The sequence below is a fragment of the Mycolicibacterium xanthum genome (genome assembly GCF_019710635.1).
In the GTDB taxonomy this organism is placed as follows: domain Bacteria; phylum Actinomycetota; class Actinomycetes; order Mycobacteriales; family Mycobacteriaceae; genus Mycobacterium; species Mycobacterium xanthum.
Genome location: NZ_JAIFZS010000001.1, coordinates 428769 through 446679, shown reverse-complemented (window position 1 = coordinate 446679; position 17911 = coordinate 428769). Strand labels below are relative to the sequence as shown.

Sequence of the window (17911 nt, the reverse complement as noted above, 5' to 3'; positions counted from 1 at the left end):
GGCTCAGCCGCTCTCACCCACTGAGCGGCTCAGCCGCTCGGCGACCCCGCGGAGCGTCGCGTCGTCGTGCACAGGAGCGGCCCACCGCGGGTGCACCGGTACCTGGACCCAGCTCGCGCAACCCCGGAAGTCGGGGGTGCGCGTCAACCGCACCGGCTCGACCAGCGGTGCCGCCGAGACCACCAACGCGGTGAGACGGTGACGGGGACGGAAATCGAGCCGGTCGGTCCGCACCGATTCATCGGTCCAGATGTGCAACGGCGCCAGGTCGGGCAGCGCCTCGGGGCGCATCACCTCGACAGCCGCGACAACCGTGGCCCCGGCGCGCAGCACCACCTCGTCGTCGGTACTGTCGGCCGCGGATGCCTCCAACAGGTCGCGGTGTTCGGGGCGCACCCGTTGCGCGTGACCGTGCGCGACCGTCGGGAACAGCAGGAACCGCGACGCCGCCACCTCGAAGCGCTTCTCGTGTATCCCGCCCTTGCGCAGCAGCACCGTCTGCCTGCCGTCGAGCAGTGCGTGCACCGCCGCGCTCCACTCCTTGAGCGCGGGCTGCGTCAGCGTTGCGGTCATCGCAGCCCCAGCCTGGCGCGCACCTCCGGACGACGCAGCGGCGGAACGGTTTTCGGTGGCTGCCGGCGCGGTTGCAGCCCGGCGAGCAGCCGTTCGGTGGTCGCGGTGACCTCGGCGACGGCCGCGTCGAACGCCTCGAGGTTGGCACCGGAGGGCCGGGTGATCCCGCTGACCTTGCGGATGTACTGGCGGGCGGCGGCCTCGATCTCCTCGGGCGTGGCGGCCGGCTCCAGGCCCCGCAGCTCGGTGATGTTTCGGCACATGGACTCCACGATAGGCGCGCGCCGACTGGCAGATACGGTGAGCGGATGACCGACTCCGCCCTCGACGCCGACGTCCTGCTGGTCGACACCACCGATCGGATCCGCACCCTGACCTTGAACCGGCCGCAGTCGCGCAATGCGCTGTCCTCGGCGCTGCGCGGCCGGCTGTTTGGCGCGCTGCGCCAGGCTCAGGCCGACGACGACGTCGACGTCGTCATTCTCACCGGCGCCGACCCGGTGTTCTGCGCCGGACTCGACCTCAAGGAGCTCGGCGACACCACCGAGCTGCCCGACATCTCGCCGAAGTGGCCGCCGATGAGCAAGCCGGTGATCGGCGCGATCAACGGCGCAGCGGTCACCGGTGGCCTCGAGATCGCGCTGTACTGCGACATCCTGATCGCCTCCGAGGAGGCCCGCTTCGCCGACACCCACGCCAGGGTCGGGCTGTTGCCGACCTGGGGGTTGTCGGTTCGGCTGCCGCAGAAGGTGGGCGTCGGGATGGCCAGGCGGATGAGCATGACCGGCGACTACCTGTCGGCCGAGGAGGCCCTGCGCTGCGGGTTGGCCACCCAGGTGGTGCCGCACTCCGAGCTGCTCATCACCGCCCGGCAGGTGGCGACCTCGATCGTCGGTAACAACCAGAAGGCGGTGCGCGCGCTGATGGCGTCCTACCACCTCATCGACGAGTCGCAGAACAGCTCGGCGCTGTGGCTGGAGGCCGCCTCGGCGCGGGACTGGATGAGCACCACGACGGGCGACGACATCGCCGCGAGCCGCAGCGGCGTCATGGAACGCGGCCGCACGCAGGTGCGGCCATAGGCAGAAGCCGCACGCAGGTGCGGCCATAGGCTTTGTGCCGCGAGGGCGCGTGTTTGCCCGCTCCCGCTCCGCGTGTCGCGTGCAACACCGCGCGCTCGCCAACGGTCAGCGCGCCGCCTCGACACACATGGGTTCCAGCGCAGCCCTTGACTTCAGCGCGGCCTGAGACGGCAAGGTGGACGCCATGAGTGAACCGGACCCGACGACGGTCAACCACCACGCCGATCACCCGGGCTTCGCCGGCATCACCGGCATGCTGTGCGCGGCAGTCTTCCTTCTCGTCGGCCGTGACAGCGCCCGACTGGCCGCCGACCTGACCCAGGTGTCGGACGCCGACCACGTCGTCGACATCGGCTGCGGACCGGGCAACGCCGTGCGCACAGCGACCAGTCGCGGCGCACGGGCCACCGGGGTCGATCCGTCCCCGACCATGCTTCGGGTGGCGCGAGCGGTCACCCGGGGCGGGCAGGCCCGCTGGGCCGAGGGCAGCGCCGAAGCCGTTCCGGTCGACGAAGGTGCGGCCACGCTGGTGTGGGCGCTGGCGACGGTGCACCACTGGCGCGACGTCGAGGCCGCGCTCACCGAGATCCACCGGGTGCTCACGCCGGGCGGCCGGTTGCTCGCAGTGGAACGGCAGGTCGAGGAGGGTGCGACCGGGTTCGCCAGCCACGGCTGGACCGGGCGACAGGCGGAATCCTTTGCCGCACTGTGCCGTTCGGCCGGTTTCGACGACGTGGTGGTGGACGCACACCGGGCCGGACGACGTCGGGTGTGGACGGTGAGCGCTCGCCGGCCCTGATCGAGCGCGCCGATCGGTACGCGACTCGCGGAGCGGGAGCGTACAGACACGCCCGCTCGCCGAACGTCAGGAGGAGCCGGGTATCAGCCAGCGCCCGGAGAACGCGCGCCAGCCCACGAACAGCAGCCGCAGCACCATGAACGTGCTCAGCCCCGACCAGATACCCAGCAGCCCCCAGCCGAACGCCAACGACAGCCAGATCAACGGCAGGAACCCGACCAGCGCGCTGATCAGCGTCGCATTGCGCATGAACGTCGCATCGCCGGCGCCCAGCAGCACCCCGTCGAGCGCGAAGACCACCCCCGCGACCGGCAGCTGGGCGACCAGGAACCACCACGGCACCCCCATCTCGTCGAGCACCGACCGGTCGTCGGTGAAGATGCCCGGCAGCACCGACGAGCCGAGCGCGAAGACCGCGGCCAGCACGGCGGCGGCCACGGTCGAGAAGATCGTCACCCGCCACGCCACCGACTTCGCGTGCTCGATCTGTCCGGCGCCCAGCGCCGCGCCGACCAGGGCCTGCGCGGCGATCGCCAACGAATCGAGCACCAGCGCAAGGAAACTCCACAGCTGCAGCACCACCTGGTGAGCGGCCACCGCCGCGGCGCCGAATCTGGCGGCCACCGCACCGGCGGAGACGAAGCAGGCCTGGAAGGCCATCGTGCGCAGCACCAGGTCCCGGCCCATCACCACCTGGGCGCGCAGCACCGCGGGCTGCAACCGCAGGCCCACCCGCTCGACGACCAACGCGCGGAAGAACAGCCCCGCGGCCAGCCACTGACCCACCACATTGGCCACCGCGGAGCCGGCCAGCTCGAGCCGGGGAGCGCCGAGCCAACCGAACACCAGCACCGGGCACAGCACCGCGGACACCGCGAAACCGAACACCACATAGCGCAGCGGCCGCACGATGTCCTGCACGCCGCGCATCCACCCGTTGCCGGCGGCGGCCACCAGGATCGCGGGCACCGCCAGGCTGGCGATCCGCACCCACGGCAACGCCGTCTCGGTGATGTCGCCGCCCGCGGCCAGCACGGAGACCAGCGGCACCGCCGTGGCCTGGACCACCACCACGATGGTGGCGCCGATCCCCAGCGCCAGCCAGGTGGCCTGGACCCCCTCCGCGACGGCGGCGGGCCGGTCCCCGGCGCCGTAGAAGCGCGCGGCCCGCGCAGTGGTGCCGTAGGACAGGAACGTCAGCTGGGAGCTCAACACCCCCATGATCAGCGCGCCGATCGCCAGGCCGGCCAGGCTCAGCGCACCGAGCCGACCGACCACGGCCAGGTCGAACAGCAGATAGATGGGCTCGGCGGCCAGCACACCGAGCGCCGGGAACGCCAGCGCGGCGATCCGCCGGCTGGTCGCCGGCTCCAACGGGTCAGTCAAGACCAGGGTCAGCCGAGGGCCCGGTGCAGCCCGGCGACGACGTCCTCCGCGGTGCCGTCGGCCGAGTACCCGGCTGCCCGGCGGTGCCCACCACCCCCGAATCCACCGGCGACCGGGGTGAGGTCCACAGACTTTGAGCGCATCGACACCGACCAGTGCCGTGGCCTGATCTCCTTGAAAACCGCGGCCACCTCGGCCTGCTGCGTGGTCCGGACGATGTCGACGATGCTCTCGACCTCCTCCGACCGGGCCGACACCCATTCGTCGTGCGGAACCACCGCGTAGACCAGACCGCGACCGCCGAGCGCGTCGGGGATCAACCGCGCCGAACCCAACACCCGCGACAGCATCGGCAGCCACGCGAACGGGTGGGTGTCGAGCAGGGTCCGGGTGATTCCGGCGTTGTCGACGCCGAGGTCGACCAGCCGGGCCGCGAGCCGATGTCCACGCGCGCTGGCCCACCGGAAGGAACCGGTATCGGTGGTCAGCCCGGCGTAGAGGCAGTGCGCCACCTTCGCGTCGATCTGCTGACCCCAGGTGTCCAGCAGGTCGGCAACCACCACCGTGGTGGAGTCCGCCGACGTGTCGACGAGGTTGGCCGACCCGAAGAGGCCGTTGGAGGCGTGGTGGTCGATGACGAGCACGTCGCGGCCGTCGGCGATGAGGTCACGCAGGGAGCCGAGCCGGTCGGCGCTCGGGGCGTCCACGGTGACCACCAGATCGGCGTCTCGGCGCAGGTCGTCCGGAGCCACCAGCAGATGGCATCCGGGCAGCGTCTGCAGCGACTCCGGCAGCTTGTCCGGGGTGGCGAAGCTGACCTCGACGTCCTTGCCCAGGTCATCGATCACCAGCGCGAGCGCGAGCCCGGCTCCGACGCTGTCCGCATCGGGGTGGACGTGGCAGAGGACGGTGACCGAGCGGGCCGCCGACAGCAGCGCCGCGGCGGCGCGGGCGTCGACACGCGCGCCCGTCGCCGCAGCGTCAATCGCCGCGTCCGTCATCGATTGAGTCGAAGTCACCCTCAGCGTCCGGCCCGTCTGTGCTCTCGTCCACTACCCCGGTTGGGTCGCCCTCCGCCCCGCTTACACGGTACGGGTCGGCGTCGCCGGCGTGCCTGGCACCCTGTCGAACTCTTGCCAAATCCTCATCCGCGGCCCGGGCACGGGCCAGTAGCTCCTCCATCCGGTGCGCGGTATCGGGCACCGTGTCGCGGACGAACGCCAGCGTCGGGGTGAACCGGACGCCCGTCGCGGCGCCGACCTTGGTGCGCAACACACCCTTGGCCTTGTCCAGTGCCGCGGCGGCACCTGCGTAGTCGGGTTCCTCGTCCAGCGATCGTCCCATCACCGTGTAGTACAGCGTCGCGTCGTGCAGGTCGTTGGTGACCTTCGCGTCGGTGATCGTCACCCCGGCCAGCCGGGGGTCCTTGATCTCGTACTCGATCGCCGAGGCGACCACCGTGGAGATCCGCTTGGCCAGCCGCTTCGCCCGTGCGGGGTCAGCCACCGTGCCCCCTGTTCGTCGCGCAAGCGCTCATCCTGAGTTCGCGGTTCGTCGCGCAAGCGCTCATCCTGAGGTCGCGGTTCGTCGCGCACGCGCTCATCCGGAGTTCGCGGGTCGTCGCGCAAGCGCTCATCCTGAGGTCGCGGTTCGTCGCGCACGCGCTCATCCGGAGTTCGCGGGTCGTCGCGCAAGCGCTCATCCTGAGGTCGCGGTTCGTCGCGCACGCGCTCATCCTGAGTTCGCGGTTCTTCGCGCAAGCGCTCATCACTAGCCGCGTTCCTTCTCGACCAGTTCGTAGGTCTCGATGACGTCGCCTTCCTTGATGTCGGAGTAGGTGAGCGTCAGACCGCACTCGTAGCCGTCGCGGACCTCGGTGACATCGTCTTTCTCGCGTCGCAGCGAGGACACCGTGAGGTTCTCCGAGACGACCACGTTGTCGCGCAGCAGCCGCGCCTTGGCGTTGCGGCGGATGATGCCCGAGGTGACCAGGCAGCCGGCGATGTTGCCGACCTTCGACGACCGGAAGATCGCCCGGATCTCGGCGCGGCCGAGCTCCTTCTCCTCGTAGACCGGCTTGAGCATGCCCTTGAGCGCCGCCTCGATCTCGTCGATGGCCTGGTAGATCACCGAGTAGTAGCGGATCTCCACACCCTCGCGGTTGGCGAGCTCGGTGGCCTTGCCCTCGGCACGCACGTTGAAGCCGATGATGATCGCATCCGAGGCCGACGCCAGGTTGACGTTGGTCTCGGTGACACCGCCGACCCCGCGGTCGATGACGCGCAGCTCGACCTCGTCGTCGACCTGGATACCCAGCAGGGCCTCTTCGAGCGCCTCGACCGTACCGGCGTTGTCGCCCTTGAGGATCAGGTTGAGCTGGCTGGTCTCCTTCAGCGCCGAATCCAGGTCCTCCAGGCTGATCCGCTTGCGGGCCCGGGCCGCCATGGCGTTGCGCTTGCGCGCGCTGCGCCGGTCGGCGATCTGGCGGGCGATGCGGTCCTCGTCGACGACCAGGAAGTTGTCACCGGCACCCGGCACCGACGTGAAGCCGATGACCTGCACCGGCCGTGACGGCAGCGCCTCGTCGACGTCCTCGCCGTGCTCGTCGACCATGCGGCGGACGCGGCCGTACGCGTCGCCGGCGACCACCGAGTCGCCGACCCGCAGCGTGCCGCGCTGGATCAGCACGGTGGCCACCGGGCCGCGGCCACGGTCCAGGTGTGCCTCGATCGCCACGCCCTGGGCCTCCATGTCGGGGTTGGCCCGCAGGTCCAGCGCCGCGTCCGCGGTCAGCACGACCGCCTCCAGCAGCTGTTCGATGTTGGTGCCCTGCTTGGCCGAGATGTCGACGAACATGGTGTCGCCGCCGTACTCCTCGGGGATCAGACCGTATTCGGTGAGCTGACCACGGATCTTGGCCGGGTCGGCACCCTCCTTGTCGATCTTGTTGACCGCCACCACGATCGGCACGTCGGCGGCCTGGGCGTGGTTGACCGCCTCCACCGTCTGCGGCATCACGCCGTCGTCGGCGGCGACCACCAGGATCGCGATGTCGGTGGCCTTCGCGCCGCGGGCACGCATGGCGGTGAACGCCTCGTGACCCGGGGTGTCGATGAAGGTGACCAGGCGCTCGTCGCCGTCGTGGTCGACGGCCACCTGGTAGGCGCCGATGTGCTGGGTGATTCCACCGGCCTCGCCCTCGCGGACGTTGGCCTGCCGGATGGTGTCCAGCAGTCGGGTCTTGCCGTGGTCGACGTGACCCATGACGGTGACCACCGGCGGGCGCTGCTCGAGGTCTTCCTCGCCGCCCTCGTCCTCGCCGTAGGAAAGGTCGAAGGACTCCAGCAGCTCGCGGTCCTCGTCCTCGGGCGAGACGACCTGCACGACGTAGTTCATCTCGCTGCCGAGCAGCTCGAGGGTCTCGTCGCCGACCGACTGGGTGGCGGTGACCATCTCACCGAGGTTGAACAGCGCCTGCACCAGCGATGCCGGGTTGGCGTCGATCTTCTCGGCGAAGTCGCTCAGCGATGCCCCGCGGGCCAGCCGGATGGTCTCGCCGTTGCCCTTCGGCAACCGCACCCCACCGACGACCGGCGCCTGCATGTTCTCGTACTCGGCGCGTTTCGCCCGCTTCGACTTGCGACCGCGCTTGGGCGCGCCACCGGGACGACCGAACGCACCGGCCGCACCACCGCGCTGGCCGGGACGGCCGCCACCACCGCCGGGACGGCCCCGGAAACCTCCGGGAGCGCCGCCACCGCCGGCGGCACCGGCTCCGGCGCCGCCACCGCCACGGTAGTTACCGCCGCCCCCACCGGGACGACCGCCGCCACCGGGACCGGGACGGGGTCCGCTGCCCGGCCGCGGCCCACCGGTACGGGTGCCACCCCCGGGACCCGGGCGCGCGCCCTGCGGGCGCGGCGGCATGCTTCCCGGGGTGGCACCCGGGCGCGGTCCGCCGCCGGGGCGGGGTCCGCCGGCGCCGGGGCCGGGGCGGGGGCCCCCCGGGCCCTGAGGCCTGGGCATGGCCCGCTCGACGGGCTGCTGCGAGGAGAACGGGTTGTTGCCCACGCGCGGGGTCCGCGCTGCGGGCCTGGGTCCGGGCTTGGGTCCCGGCGTCGGGCCGGGTCGCGGACCGGGAGTGGGCCTGACCGGCGGCGCGGGGGTGACGGCCGACGGCGGGGTCGCCGCCGCCGGGGCGGGCGGCGCAGCCGGGGGCGCGGGCATCTCGGCCGGCGGCGCGGGCTGCTTGACCACCTGCGGCGCGGACGGCTTGGGCACCGGCGGGCGGTCCGGCGCCGACGGCTTCACGGGCGCGCCGTTGCCGCTGCTCTTGATCTTCTCGGCGGATTTGCCGCCGCCGAACGACTCACGAAGCCGGCGAGCGACGGGGGCCTCCACCGTCGACGACGCCGATTTGACGAATTCGCCCTGTTCGCTCAGTCGGGCGAGCACTTCCTTGCTGGTGACACCGAGTTCCTTGGCCAACTCGTGCACACGGGCCTTACCTGCCACTACATCTCCTCGTCTGGAGGCGACAGCGGTGGTAGGCGCCGCGCCTCGGGTTAGCTATGACGCATGGTCATCGGGACTTCACGGTGTGCTCATGTTCTTCGCTACCTGTTCTCTTACCCGGGCGCCCTCACGTTCCGAAGATGCTTCGAAGCGCTCCAACACCGCGGTGATGTCCGGTGAACCGGTGATCCGCAACGCTCGACCGAACGCCCGCCGGCGAACCGCTGCGGCCAGACAGTCCGGATCGGGGTGCAACCAGGCACCCCGCCCCGGCAGTCTTCTCGCTGCGTCAACGGTCACGGCGATCTCGCCGTTCCCGCCGTCTACAGCGACCATCCGAAGCAGTTCGACGGCCAGCCCTCGTTTCCGGCATCCGATGCAGGTCCGCACCGGTCCACCCGACGGGTCGAGGGTGCTTTTCCGTATCCGAGCCGATGTCTCGCGCTGGATCACAGCTGAGTCTACCGTCACCGGAGAGCCGAAACGAAAACCGGTGCCGAAACCCGCGCGAGCGCGCTGCCCTAGCGGTCGCCCACCGCGCCGTGCGCGGCGTCGGGCCTGGGCTCGGGCCGGCCCGTCGGCCGATCGCTCGACGCGTCGTCGCTGCGGATGTCGATGCGCCATCCGGTCAGCCGCGCCGCCAACCGGGCGTTCTGGCCCTCCTTGCCGATCGCCAGCGACAACTGGAAGTCGGGCACGATCACCCGCGCCGCGCGGTTGGCCTCGTCCATCACCGTCACCGACACCACCTTGGCGGGCGACAAGGCGTTGGCGACGAACCGGGCCGGGTCCTCGTCGTAGTCGATGATGTCGATCTTCTCCCCGGACAGTTCGCTCATCACGTTGCGCACCCGCTGCCCCATCGGCCCGATGCAGGCGCCCTTGGCGTTGAGCCCGGGCGCGCGCGAGGCGACGGCGATCTTGGAGCGGTGGCCGGCCTCTCGGGCGACGGCGACGATCTCGACCGAGCCGTCGGCGATCTCGGGGACCTCCAGCGAGAACAGCTTGCGCACCAGATTGGGATGCGTGCGCGACAGCGTGATGAGGGGTTCGCGGGCACCCCGGGTGACGCCGACGACATAGCAGCGCACCCGGTCGCCGTGTTCGTAGCGCTCCCCCGGAACCTGTTCGGCCGCCGGGATCACCCCCTCGGAACCCTTGGTCTCGCTGCCCATTCGGACCACCACCAGACCGCGGGCGTTGGCCCGTGCGTCGCGCTGGATGACCCCGGCGACGATGTCGCCCTCGCGGGCCGAGAACTCCCCGAAGTTCTTCTCATTCTCGGCGTCGCGCAGTCGCTGCAGGATCACCTGGCGCGCCGTGGTCGCCGCGATCCTCCCGAAACCCTCAGGGGTGTCGTCCCATTCGTGCAGCACGTTGCCGTCGTCATCGGTCTGGCGAGCGATCACCTTGACCACACCGGTCTTGCGGTCGATGTCGATATAGGCATCGGGCTCATGGCCTTCGGTGTGCTTGTACGCGGTCAGCAGTGCCGATTTGATTGTGTCGACGACGATGTCGACCGAGATTCCCTTGTCGGCCTCGATCGCATGCAGGGCGGCCATGTCGATGTTCACGTTCGGGCATCCTTTCCGGACTGGCCGGCCAGTTCCAGCTCGCGTGGGTTCGGTGACGAAAACTCCACCTGGACAACGGCTTTGGCGATCGATTCGAACGGGACCTCCCGGACGGCGAGGCCACCGCGGGCGCCTTCGCGCACCACCAGCCGCACGGTGTCGTCGCCGCTGCCGCCGAGCCGTCCGCTCAGGCTCGACCCGTCGGACAACGTCATCTCCACCAGGCGTCCCTGCGCGCGCCGGAAGTGCTTCGCGGTGGTCAGCGGCCGGTCCACCCCGGGCGAGGTCACCTCCAGGACATAGGAGGGTGTGTCGAGGTCGTCGAGCAGCGCCGATGCCGTACGGGACAGTTCGGCGATCGAGTCGAGGTCCAGTCCGTTGTCACCGTCGGTCACCACGGTGATCCGGGGTGGCCGCGCGCCGGCGTCGATGACCACGTCCTCGATGTCGAATCCTGCGCGCCCGAACTCGCCCTCGAGCAGTTCGACCACCTGTCGTTGCGACGGCAATCCCGCTGACCGCTCCGCCACGGCGAGCTCCTCGTCTTGAGTTGTCCGGACCTCGGTTCGCACGCTGAACCCCGCGAACCTGAGTCACCACGATACGCCAGCGCCACCGGGCCAATCGACGAAAAGAGCCGAGGACCCGAACAGGGCTTCCCCGGCCGGCCACCCGGCAATGGCAGGATGGCACACGTGCCGCGCCGCCAGCCGACCGTCAGCCGCCGACGCCTGCTCGTCGGCGCGAGCGCGATCGCCGCGCTCGGGGTGACCGCAGCGACCTCGGCGGGGTGCGGCACCCAACCACCACCCCCGGACCTCGACGACCTGACCACCGCGCTCGACCGGGCGCGCGCGGACAGCGAACTCGCCGCCCGGACCGCCGCGACCACCCGCGGTCCGATCGCCGCGACGCTGAATACGGTGGCCGCCGAACGCTCTGCGCACGCCGATGCGCTGGCCGACGAGATCGTCCGGCTCACGGGTCGGCCGGCGCCCTCGACCAGCGTCGTCGCGAGCACCACCACGACGACCTCGGCGGTCGCGGCACCCGCGCCCACCGTCGACGACGTGATCGGGGCGCTGCGCGTCTCCGCCGACAGCGCCACCACCGCGGCGACCGCGCTGTCGGGTTACCGGGCCGGGTTGCTCGCGTCGATCGCGGCGGCCTGCACATCGGCCTACGCCGTGGCGCTGGTGCCGGTCGGGGGGAAGCGGTGACCTCACCGGAGCCCCGGGACCCGAACCGCCCGGGCGACCCGGCCGACGGGGCGCTGTTCGACGCGGTGGCCACCGAGCACGCCACCATCTACGGGTACGGGTTGGTGTCGGCGCATTCGACGCCGGAGGTCAACTATCTGGTCTCCGACGCGATGGCCCAGCACCGTGCGCGCCGGGAAGCGGCCATCGCCCTGCTCGAGGAGCGCGGCGCCGAGGTCCCGCTGCCCGCGGCCGGCTATCAGCTGCCCGCCGAGGTCGACGACCCCGCCGGGGCCTTCGAGCTGGCTGTCGGGATGGAGCAGGACGCGGCGGTGGCCTGGCGGGCGGTCGTGGAGCAGGCAACCGATCAGAACGTGCGGGCTTTCGGGGTCACCGCGCTCACCGAGTGCGCGGTGATGGCGGCGCGGTGGCGGCGCCTGTTCGGTCGGACACAGACCACCGTGGCGTTCCCCGGCGGATCGGAGTGACCGGCCGGGTCAGCCGAGCGCCGCGGCGATGTCGGTCGCCGCTGTACCGACCGGGATCTCGCGCGTCTCGCCGCTGAACCGGTCCCGCAGCTCGACCACCCCGTCGGCCCAGCCGCGGCCCACCACCACGATCCGGGGCACGCCCAACAGCTCCGCGTCCTTGAACTTGACCCCCGGCGAGGCCTGCCGGTCGTCCAGCAGCACCTCGATGCCCAGCCGGTCGAGCTCGTCGGCCAGCTCGAGGGCTCCCGCACGCGCCTGGGCGTCCTTGTTGGCTATCACCAGGTGCGCGTCGAACGGTGACACCGTCGCGGGCCAGCGCAGACCGAGCTGGTCGTGGTGCTGTTCGGCGATGACCGCCACCAGCCGGGAGACCCCGATCCCATAGGAGCCCATGGTCAACCGGACCGGCTTGCCGTCCTCGCCGAGCACGTCGGCGGTGAATGCGTCGGTGTACTTGCGGCCCAGCTGGAAGATGTGACCGATCTCGATGCCGCGCGCCGACACCAGCGGCCCGGCACCATCGGGCGACGGATCCCCGTCGCGTACGTCGGCGGCCTCGATGGTGCCGTCGGGGGTGAAGTCGCGCCCGGCCACCAAACCGACCACATGTCTGTGCGGCTCGTCGGCACCGGTGATCCACGACGTTCCGTCCACCACCCGCGGATCGACCAGATACCGAACACCGTTGGCCAGCAGGGCCCTCGGACCGACGTAACCCTTCACCAGGAACGGGTTGGCGGCGAAGTCGGCGTCGTCGAGCAGCGCGTGCTCGGCCGGTTCGAGTGCGGCGCCCAGCCGTTTCTCGTCGACCTCGCGGTCACCGGGGACGCCGACGGCCAGCAGCTCCCAGTCGCCGTCGGGCTCGCGCACCTTGAGCAGCACGATCTTCAGCGTGTCGGCGGCCACCACCTCGCGGCCACCGAACTCGGGCAGGGTCGCGGCGTTGGCCCAGTCCACCAGCGCGGCGATGGTCGGGGCGTCGGGCGTGTCGTACACCGTGGCCTCGGGCTGACCGTCGATCGGGATCGACGGCGGCACCGCGGTGAGCACCGCTTCGACGTTGGCCGCATAGCCCGATTGCAGGCAGCGCACGAACGTGTCCTCGCCGACCTCGCTCTCGGCCAGGAACTCCTCGGAAGCGCTGCCGCCCATCGCGCCGGACACGGCGGAGACGATGACGTAGCGGACCCCGAGCCGATCGAAGATCCGCTGATAGGCCTCGCGGTGGTGTTGGTAGACCTTCTTCAGCCCGTCGTCGTCGACGTCGAACGAATACGAGTCCTTCATGATGAACTCGCGCCCGCGCAGGATGCCCGCCCGCGGACGGGCCTCGTCGCGGTACTTGGTCTGGATCTGGAACAACAGCAGCGGGAAGTCCTTGTAAGAGGAGTACTCCCCCTTCACCGTCAGGGTGAACAGCTCCTCGTGGGTGGGGCCGAGCAGGTAGTCGTTACCGCGGCGGTCCTGCAGGCGGAACAGGTTGTCGCCGTACTCGGTCCAGCGGTTCGTCGTCTCGTAGGGCGCGCGCGGGAGCAACGCCGGGAACAGGATCTCCTGGCCCCCGATGCCGATCATCTCGTCGCGCACGACCTTCTCGATCTTGCGCAGCACCCGCAGCCCCAGCGGCAGCCAGCTGTACAGGCCCGGCCCGATCGGGCGCACGTAGCCGGCCCGGATCAGCAGCTTGTGGCTGGGCACCTCGGCGTCGGCCGGATCGTCTCGCAGGGTACGCAGGAACAGCTCGGACATGCGGGTGATCACAGCCGACCACCTTACTTACCGGTGCGGCTACAACTCACCGGCCTCCACCGCCTCGCGGGTGTGCTGCGCGGTGGCGATCTCGCGCGCGGTGAACCGGATGAACAACGCCGGCAACCCGACCAGCACCGCGACCGCGGCCACCCACAACAGCGAGTAGGTGTAGCCGGCGTCCAGCGCATCGAGTTGGGCGGGCGTCATCGCGGCCACCGGCCCGGTCGCGCCCCCCAGATACAGGGTGCGCGACACCTGCACCGCCTGGATGACCACCAGCACGATCGGGCCGCCCAGGTTCTGCACCATCAGCGTGATCGACGAGACCGGTCCGATCTCGCGGGGGCCCACGTCGGCGACCGCGCACAGCGGCAGGACCACCGAGATCACCCCGATGCCGAAGCCGCCCACCACCAGGGGCATGGCCAGATCCGGGAAGTACGGGACACCGCGGTTGAGGGTGGAGCCGTAGAGCATCGCGCCGACCACCAGCATCCCGGCGGCGATGACGAGCCAGCGGGGTGCGACGTGCGGGGCGATCCGCGCCGCCATGATCGTCCCCGCGCCCAGCGCGAGGGCGAACGGGATGAAGCACACCCCCGCCCGCAGCGCGGAGTAACCCATCACGTCCTGCACGTAGAGCCCGATCATCACGGTCGCGGTCAGCATCACCCCACCCGCGAGGAACAGCGAGACGAACGTCATCACCCGGTTGCGGTTGTCGAACACCGCCAGCGGAACGATCGGGTGCTCCGCGGAGCGCTCCACGATCAGGAACGCCAGGAAGAACACCGCGGCGGCGACGCCCGCGCCGATGACGAACGGGTCCACCCAGCCGCGCGCGGGGCCCTGGGTGAACAGCATGACCGCCGATGTACAACCCAGGGTTGCCAGCAGCGCGCCGGTGACGTCCAGTTTGAGGCGTTCGTGGTGGGTCTCGGCGAGGCTGAGCACCGCGGTGGTGACGATGACGATGCCGATGGGAACGTTGATCAGGAACGCCAGCCGCCAGGAGACGACGGTCAGCGCACCGCCGAGCACCAGGCCCAGCACCGAACCGGTGGCCTGCATCGCCGCCGACACCGCCAGGGCGCGGTTACGCGCGTGACCGACCGCGTACGTCGTCGCGATCAGCGCCAGCCCGGTCGGCGCCGCCACCGCGGCCCCCACACCCTGCACGGCGCGCGCCACGATCAGCGTGATCCCGTCGGTGGCCACACCGCACACCAGCGAAGCGATGGTGAAGGTGCCGACGCCGGACAGGAATGCGCGTTTGTGCCCGATCGCGTCGCCGATACGGCCGCCCAGCAGCAGCAGACCGCCGAACGCCAGCACGTAGGCGGTGATGACCCAGCTCTTGGCCACGTCGGAGAGATCCAGCTCGGCCTGCATCCGGGGCAACGCGACGATCACGATGGTGCCGTCCAGCGTGGCCATCAGCTGCATACCGGTGATCGCGACGATCGCGACGCCGAGCACCGAGGACGACAGCGGCGTCGCCGCGCGCTCGGATGACATGGACAGCCACCCTACCGAGTGGCGATGTCGGTGTGATTATCGACGGTGAGCGACGAATATCACGCCGAAATCGCTTGGGGCTGGGGCTCGCAGGAGCCCGATGTCGAGCTCTACAGCTCTCCGGCGTCGATCGCGTCCTTGACTTCCTGGGCGTGGGCCACCTGTTCGGCCGTGTAGCCGATGAACAGCGCGGCACCGCCGACCACGACGGCCACCGCGGCCACCCACAGCAGACCGTAGGTGTAGCCCTGGTCCAGCGCGTGCAGCTGTACCGGGTTCATGTCCTTGACCGGGCCGTTGGTGCCGCCCAGGTACAGCGTGCGCGAGGTGATCACCGCCTGGATGACCGCCAGCACGACCGGGCCGCCCAGGTTCTGCAGCATCAACGCGATCGCCGACACCGGGCCGATCTGATCGAAGCCGACACCGGCGATGGCGGAGATCATCAGCGGCACCACGATCATGCCGATACCGAAGCCGCCGACCACGATCGGCAGCACCAGGTTCGGGAAGTACGGAATGCCGGCGTCCAGCGTCGAGCCGTAGACCATGGCCCCGAGCACCAGCACTCCACCGCCGATCACCAGCACCCGCGGCGGGAACTTCGACACCAGCGCCGAAGCCAGCCCCAGACCGATCCCGAGCGCGATCACGAACGGGATGAAACCGATGCCGGCCCGCAGTGCGCTGTAGCCCATGATGTCCTGCACATACAGCCCGATCAGCACCGTCAGCGTGAACATCACCCCGCCCGCCAGGAAGATCGCCGCGAACGTGGCGACCCGGTTGCGGTCGTGGAACAGGCTGAACGGCACGACGGGGTTCTCCGCGGTGCGTTCGACCCACAGGAAGGCGCCCAGGCAGGCCAATGCGGCCGCCCCGGAACCCAACGTCACCGGCGAGACCCAGCCCTGCTCGGGCCCCATCGAGAACGCGAACACCGCGGCGGTGCAGCCCATCGTGGCGAGCAACGCGCCCGCGGCGTCCAGCTTCAACCGCTCACGGTTGGTCTCCCGCAGCGTCTTGCGGGCCAGGTAGATCATCAGCAGGCCGATCGGCACGTTCACCAGGAACGCCAGCCGCCACGACACCTCGGTCAGCGCACCGCCTACGACCAGGCCCATCACCGAACCGACACCGGTCATCGCGGCGAACACCGCTGTCGCCGCGTTGCGCGCCGGGCCCTTCGGGAAGGTCGTCGCGATCAGCGCCAGAGCGGTGGGCGACGCGATCGCCGCGCCGACGCCCTGCAGCAGCCGCGCGACCACCAAGGTCGCCTCATCCCAGGCGATCCCGCACAGCACCGACGCGATGGTGAACAGCGCGACGCCCACGATAAAGGTGCGCTTGCGGCCGATGGTGTCGCCGAGCCGACCGCCCAGCAGCATCAGTCCGCCGAACGTCAGCACGTAGGCGGTGATCACCCAGCTCCGGCCGGCGTCGGACAGGCTCAGCTCGTCCTGGATCTTCGGCAGCGCCACGATGGCGATGGTGCTGTCCATGGTGGCCAGCAGCTGCATGCCGCCGATGGCGATGACCGCCGCGATGAAACGCCGCGATGGCCACCAGGCGGCCGGCGACTTGCCGGGCAGCGGCACGTCAGCACCGCGACCACCGGCGGACACCCGCGCGGGCAGCGCCCGGTCCGAGCGCCGTTGCCCCTGGACTTCTTCGTCACGATGGATGGCGGCACGCTCCGCATCGTTGAGAGCCGTCATAACGGGTTACCTTACAGTAATCTTAAGAATCCTTTAAGCGGCGAAGCCCGCGACCGGCCCTATGACGATGATCGCCGGGGGCCGAATGCCCTCGGAACGGATGCGTTCCGGCGCATCCGCAAGGGTCGACCGCAAAGTCCTTTGTCCCGCCGTGCTGCCGTGCTGGACCACAAGTACCGGCGTATCCGCAGGTCGACCGCCTTTCTGCAATGCTTTGGCGAAAAGCTCGATCCGCTCGACCGCCATCAGCAAAACAACTGTGCCGTTCATCGCGGCCAGCGCATCCCAATTCACTAACGATTCGGGATGCCCGGGCGCAACATGGCCGCTGACCACCACGAACTCATGCGTCATGCCGCGATGGGTGACCGGGACGCCGGCCAGCGCCGGAACCGCTATGGCGCTGGTCACACCGGGTACGACGGTGACCGGAATACCGGCTTCGGCGCACGCGACGACCTCTTCGTAGCCTCGGGCGAACACGAACGGGTCGCCGCCTTTGAGGCGCACCACGAACTTGCCCGCCCTGGCCCGGTCGATCAGCACCTCGTTGATCGCGTCCTGCGCCATCGCGCGGCCGTACGGAATCTTGGCGGCATCGATGACCTCGACATCCGGCGACAACTCGGCGAGCAGTTCCTGCGGGGCCAGCCGGTCGGCGACGACGACGTCGGCGTGTGCCAGCAGCCGCCGGCCGCGCACGGTGATCAGCTCCGGATCGCCGGGACCGCCGCCGACCAGCGCGACACCACCACGGACCACACCGGGCGCCTCGGCGCCTATGACACCTTGCTGGAACGCCTCGTGGATCGCCGATCGGATCGCCGCGGACCGGCGGTGCTCGCCACCCGCCAGCACCCCGACGGCCAGGCCCTCGTACTCGAAGGACGCCGGGGTGACCGCGGTCCCGTCCCTGGCCGAGTCGGCCCGCACGCAGAAGATGCGCCCGCGCTCGGCTTCGGCGACGACGGCGGCGTTGACACCGGGATCGTCGGTCGCGGCGATCACATACCACGCGTCGTCCAGGTCGCCCTCGCGGAACTCGCGCAGCGTCAGCGTGATGCCGTCCATCCCCTCGACGGCAGGGGTGGCGTGGCGGGAGATGACGTGCACGTCGGCGCCGCTGGCCATGAGCAGGGGCAGGCGGCGTTGTGCCACGGTGCCGCCACCGACGACGACGACCTTCTTGCCCGTCAGGCGCAGGCCGGCCAGATACGCGTTCTCAGAAGTCACTCTTGCTCCTCGCGTGCGCGGCCGTCATTTCTGCTCCTCGCGTGCGCGGCCGTCATTTCTGCTCCTCG

17 protein-coding genes are annotated in these 17911 nt (G+C 70.4%); 4 read left to right on the top strand and 13 right to left on the bottom strand.

The genetic code is table 11. The annotated features are described in order from the left end of the window. Positions 1-3: 3 nt before the first annotated feature. Together JDV09_RS02035 and JDV09_RS02030 are read right to left on the bottom strand one after the other, a co-directional pair. Complete coding sequence (locus tag JDV09_RS02035; protein WP_221367412.1) at positions 4-573, bottom strand: DUF1802 family protein; 570 nt, start codon at positions 571-573, stop codon at positions 4-6. Beyond that, the gene (locus JDV09_RS02030) at positions 570-836 is read right to left on the bottom strand and encodes a DUF2277 domain-containing protein (RefSeq protein ID WP_221367411.1); all 267 of its coding nucleotides are present in this window, start codon (positions 834-836) and stop codon (positions 570-572) included. The genes JDV09_RS02035 and JDV09_RS02030 overlap by 4 nt, the downstream gene beginning before the upstream one ends. Before the next feature lie 45 nt (positions 837-881). Here JDV09_RS02030 and JDV09_RS02025 point away from each other — a divergent pair, with 45 nt between their 5' ends. Both JDV09_RS02025 and JDV09_RS02020 read left to right on the top strand, forming a co-directional pair. After that, positions 882-1655, top strand: a complete 774-nt coding sequence (locus JDV09_RS02025; protein WP_221367410.1) for an enoyl-CoA hydratase — start codon at positions 882-884, stop codon at positions 1653-1655. 184 nt (positions 1656-1839) lie between these two features. Further along, positions 1840-2454, top strand: coding sequence for a class I SAM-dependent methyltransferase (locus JDV09_RS02020; protein WP_221367409.1), 615 nt, complete (start codon positions 1840-1842; stop codon positions 2452-2454). A gap of 66 nt (positions 2455-2520) precedes the next feature. Here the strand turns inward: JDV09_RS02020 and JDV09_RS02015 are convergent, their stop codons facing one another. The 7 genes from JDV09_RS02015 to rimP form a co-directional block, all read right to left on the bottom strand. After that, positions 2521-3840, bottom strand: a complete 1320-nt coding sequence (locus JDV09_RS02015; protein ID WP_221367408.1) for an MATE family efflux transporter — start codon at positions 3838-3840, stop codon at positions 2521-2523. An 8-nt stretch (positions 3841-3848) separates the two neighbouring features. Continuing rightward, the gene (locus JDV09_RS02010; protein WP_221367407.1) at positions 3849-4841 is read right to left on the bottom strand and encodes a DHH family phosphoesterase; all 993 of its coding nucleotides are present in this window, start codon (positions 4839-4841) and stop codon (positions 3849-3851) included. Continuing rightward, the gene (rbfA, locus tag JDV09_RS02005) at positions 4822-5346 is read right to left on the bottom strand and encodes a 30S ribosome-binding factor RbfA (RefSeq protein WP_221367406.1); all 525 of its coding nucleotides are present in this window, start codon (positions 5344-5346) and stop codon (positions 4822-4824) included. The genes JDV09_RS02010 and rbfA overlap by 20 nt, the downstream gene beginning before the upstream one ends. 264 nt (positions 5347-5610) lie before the next feature. Continuing rightward, positions 5611-8355, bottom strand: coding sequence for a translation initiation factor IF-2 (infB, locus tag JDV09_RS02000; protein ID WP_221367405.1), 2745 nt, complete (start codon positions 8353-8355; stop codon positions 5611-5613). Positions 8356-8433: 78 nt separating this feature from the next. Continuing rightward, positions 8434-8808, bottom strand: a complete 375-nt coding sequence (locus JDV09_RS01995) for a YlxR family protein (RefSeq protein WP_221367404.1) — start codon at positions 8806-8808, stop codon at positions 8434-8436. 68 nt (positions 8809-8876) lie between these two features. Continuing rightward, positions 8877-9932 carry a transcription termination factor NusA gene (gene nusA / locus JDV09_RS01990; protein ID WP_221367403.1) on the bottom strand — a complete coding sequence of 352 codons (1056 nt, stop codon included), beginning with the start codon at positions 9930-9932 and terminating at the stop codon, positions 8877-8879. Beyond that, positions 9929-10462 carry a ribosome maturation factor RimP gene (gene rimP, locus JDV09_RS01985; protein WP_221367402.1) on the bottom strand — a complete coding sequence of 178 codons (534 nt, stop codon included), beginning with the start codon at positions 10460-10462 and terminating at the stop codon, positions 9929-9931. The genes nusA and rimP overlap by 4 nt, the downstream gene beginning before the upstream one ends. A gap of 156 nt (positions 10463-10618) precedes the next feature. On the opposite strand from rimP, the gene JDV09_RS01980 reads away from it, so the two are divergent. Together JDV09_RS01980 and JDV09_RS01975 are read left to right on the top strand one after the other, a co-directional pair. Next, positions 10619-11152 (top strand): hypothetical protein, encoded by a 534-nt coding sequence (locus JDV09_RS01980; RefSeq protein ID WP_221367401.1) that lies wholly within the window; start codon positions 10619-10621, stop codon positions 11150-11152. Beyond that, complete coding sequence (locus JDV09_RS01975; RefSeq protein WP_221367400.1) at positions 11149-11619, top strand: ferritin-like domain-containing protein; 471 nt, start codon at positions 11149-11151, stop codon at positions 11617-11619. Before JDV09_RS01980 ends, JDV09_RS01975 begins: the two co-directional genes overlap by 4 nt. Before the next feature lie 9 nt (positions 11620-11628). Here JDV09_RS01975 and JDV09_RS01970 read toward each other — a convergent pair whose 3' ends face one another. From JDV09_RS01970 to cobA, 4 genes are all read right to left on the bottom strand, one after another. After that, positions 11629-13383 carry a proline--tRNA ligase gene (locus JDV09_RS01970; RefSeq protein ID WP_221367399.1) on the bottom strand — a complete coding sequence of 585 codons (1755 nt, stop codon included), beginning with the start codon at positions 13381-13383 and terminating at the stop codon, positions 11629-11631. Positions 13384-13410: 27 nt separating this feature from the next. Further along, a complete protein-coding gene (locus JDV09_RS01965; RefSeq protein ID WP_221367398.1) occupies positions 13411-14892 on the bottom strand; it encodes an MFS transporter in 1482 nt (493 codons plus the stop codon). A gap of 110 nt (positions 14893-15002) precedes the next feature. Then, positions 15003-16610, bottom strand: a complete 1608-nt coding sequence (locus JDV09_RS01960; protein WP_221367397.1) for an MFS transporter — start codon at positions 16608-16610, stop codon at positions 15003-15005. Positions 16611-16643: 33 nt separating this feature from the next. Then, positions 16644-17843, bottom strand: coding sequence for a uroporphyrinogen-III C-methyltransferase (cobA, locus tag JDV09_RS01955; protein ID WP_221367396.1), 1200 nt, complete (start codon positions 17841-17843; stop codon positions 16644-16646). Positions 17844-17911: the final 68 nt, after the last annotated feature.